Source organism: Microcystis sp. LEGE 00066 (assembly GCF_015207925.1).
In the GTDB taxonomy this organism is placed as follows: Bacteria; Cyanobacteriota; Cyanobacteriia; order Cyanobacteriales; family Microcystaceae; genus Microcystis; species Microcystis ichthyoblabe_A.
This window is the reverse complement of record NZ_JADEVX010000247.1, coordinates 2,501-5,174: the sequence shown is the minus strand read 5'-3', so window position 1 is coordinate 5,174 and position 2,674 is coordinate 2,501. Positions and strand designations below refer to the sequence as shown.

The following is a 2,674-nucleotide window of genomic DNA, read 5'->3' as shown; positions in this document are numbered from 1 at the left end:
GCTGAAAGGCTTACGGAGCAAGGGATAGAAAAAAGATCAAAAAATTTTGCCAAAAGGGGTTGACAAACCTGGGGAAGTTAGATACATTGGTAAATGCGCGGTTGAAGCAAAGCGAAAGCGAAGCGAAACAAACGACGCTGGAACCTAGACAAAACAATAGTTTGAAAGCCAAGCAAAAAAAGCCTCGTTTAGAAGCAATTCTATAACAAAAAAGTCAAACCCGCAAGGGGGAGACGAAAAAAAGTCAAAAGAATCAAACGATTCATCATGGAGAGTTTGATCCTGGCTCAGGATGAACGCTGGCGGCGTGCCTAACACATGCAAGTCGAACGGGAATCTTCGGATTCTAGTGGCGGACGGGTGAGTAACGCGTAAGAATCTAACTTCAGGACGGGGACAACAGTTGGAAACGACTGCTAATACCCGATGTGCCGCGAGGTGAAACCTAATTGGCCTGGAGAAGAGCTTGCGTCTGATTAGCTAGTTGGTGGGGTAAGGGCCTACCAAGGCGACGATCAGTAGCTGGTCTGAGAGGATGAGCAGCCACACTGGGACTGAGACACGGCCCAGACTCCTACGGGAGGCAGCAGTGGGGAATTTTCCGCAATGGGCGAAAGCCTGACGGAGCAACGCCGCGTGAGGGAGGAAGGTCTTTGGATTGTAAACCTCTTTTCTCAAGGAAGAAGTTCTGACGGTACTTGAGGAATCAGCCTCGGCTAACTCCGTGCCAGCAGCCGCGGTAATACGGGGGAGGCAAGCGTTATCCGGAATTATTGGGCGTAAAGCGTCCGCAGGTGGTCAGCCAAGTCTGCCGTCAAATCAGGTTGCTTAACGACCTAAAGGCGGTGGAAACTGGCAGACTAGAGAGCAGTAGGGGTAGCAGGAATTCCCAGTGTAGCGGTGAAATGCGTAGAGATTGGGAAGAACATCGGTGGCGAAAGCGTGCTACTGGGCTGTATCTGACACTCAGGGACGAAAGCTAGGGGAGCGAAAGGGATTAGATACCCCTGTAGTCCTAGCCGTAAACGATGGATACTAGGCGTGGCTTGTATCGACCCGAGCCGTGCCGAAGCTAACGCGTTAAGTATCCCGCCTGGGGAGTACGCACGCAAGTGTGAAACTCAAAGGAATTGACGGGGGCCCGCACAAGCGGTGGAGTATGTGGTTTAATTCGATGCAACGCGAAGAACCTTACCAAGACTTGACATGTCGCGAACCCTGGTGAAAGCTGGGGGTGCCTTCGGGAGCGCGAACACAGGTGGTGCATGGCTGTCGTCAGCTCGTGTCGTGAGATGTTGGGTTAAGTCCCGCAACGAGCGCAACCCTCGTTCTTAGTTGCCAGCATTAAGTTGGGGACTCTAAGGAGACTGCCGGTGACAAACCGGAGGAAGGTGGGGATGACGTCAAGTCAGCATGCCCCTTACGTCTTGGGCGACACACGTACTACAATGGTCGGGACAAAGGGCAGCGAACTCGCGAGAGCCAGCGAATCCCAGCAAACCCGGCCTCAGTTCAGATTGCAGGCTGCAACTCGCCTGCATGAAGGAGGAATCGCTAGTAATCGCCGGTCAGCATACGGCGGTGAATTCGTTCCCGGGCCTTGTACACACCGCCCGTCACACCATGGAAGCTGGTCACGCCCGAAGTCATTACCTCAACCGCAAGGAGGGGGATGCCTAAGGCAGGGCTAGTGACTGGGGTGAAGTCGTAACAAGGTAGCCGTACCGGAAGGTGTGGCTGGATCACCTCCTTAAAGGGAGACCTAATTCAGGTAGGAGACGAAAAAAAAGTAGTCGCTACCAAGAATCAATCCCAAAAGGTCGGAGCGAGGCGAAATTGGCTTTCAAACTAGGTTCTGGGTTCAAACAAGACCTGAATCAGGAACAAGGGCTATTAGCTCAGGTGGTTAGAGCGCACCCCTGATAAGGGTGAGGTCCCTGGTTCGAGTCCAGGATGGCCCACCTGCACAGGTGGCAAAAACAAGAGAAGCGAGGAATCAGCACCTTATCTTACTTATATAGTAAGAGAGAATGCTGGCTCTGAGTAAAGAGTCCAGAGGAACCTTGAAAACTGCATAGAGCTAGGTGAAAAAGCCAAAAAAGAAGACCGCAAGGTCAAGCTAATAAGGGCTAACGGTGGATACCTAGGCACACGGAAGCGAAGAAGGACGTAGTTACCGACGAAACGCTTCGGGGAGCGGGAAGCAAGCATTGATCCGAAGATATCCGAATGGGGCAACCCTAAACACGACCACCTGAATACATAGGGTGGAGCGAGCAAACCTGGTGAACTGAAACATCTTAGTAGCCAGAGGAAAAGAAAGCAACAGCGATTCCCCCAGTAGCGGCGAGCGAAAAGGGAACAGCCTAAACCAAGTTCTTCGGAACTTGGGGTCGTGGGACAGTAACAAAAGACTGGGAAATTTAGACGAAGCGGCTGAAAACCGCACCAGAGAAGGTGAAAGTCCTGTAGTCGAAAAAGGAACCAGCTTAACTGCATCCCGAGTAGCATGGGGCACGTGAAATCCCGTGTGAATCTGCCTCGACCACGAGGTAAGGCTAAATATTCCCGTGTGACCGATAGAGAAACAGTACCGCGAGGGAAAGGTGAAAAGAACCCCGGAAGGGGAGTGAAATAGAACATGAAACCGTTAGCCTACAAGCAATGGGAGGAC

1 tRNA gene and 2 rRNA genes (1 of these 3 only partly in view) are annotated in these 2,674 nt (G+C 52.0%); all 3 read left to right on the top strand.

Going from position 1 to position 2,674, the window contains the following annotated elements:
* The first annotated feature begins 264 nt into the window (after nt 1-264).
* Nucleotides 265-1,753: ribosomal RNA gene (locus tag IQ224_RS21510) — 16S ribosomal RNA — on the top strand.
* Nucleotides 1,754-1,887: 134 nt separating this feature from the next.
* Nucleotides 1,888-1,961 (top strand) — tRNA-Ile (locus IQ224_RS21505).
* 151 nt (nt 1,962-2,112) lie between these two features.
* Nucleotides 2,113-2,674 (top strand): 23S ribosomal RNA (locus tag IQ224_RS21500); it runs 2,318 nt beyond the window's last position.
* Together the 16S and 23S rRNA genes with 1 tRNA gene alongside form the textbook arrangement of a ribosomal RNA operon.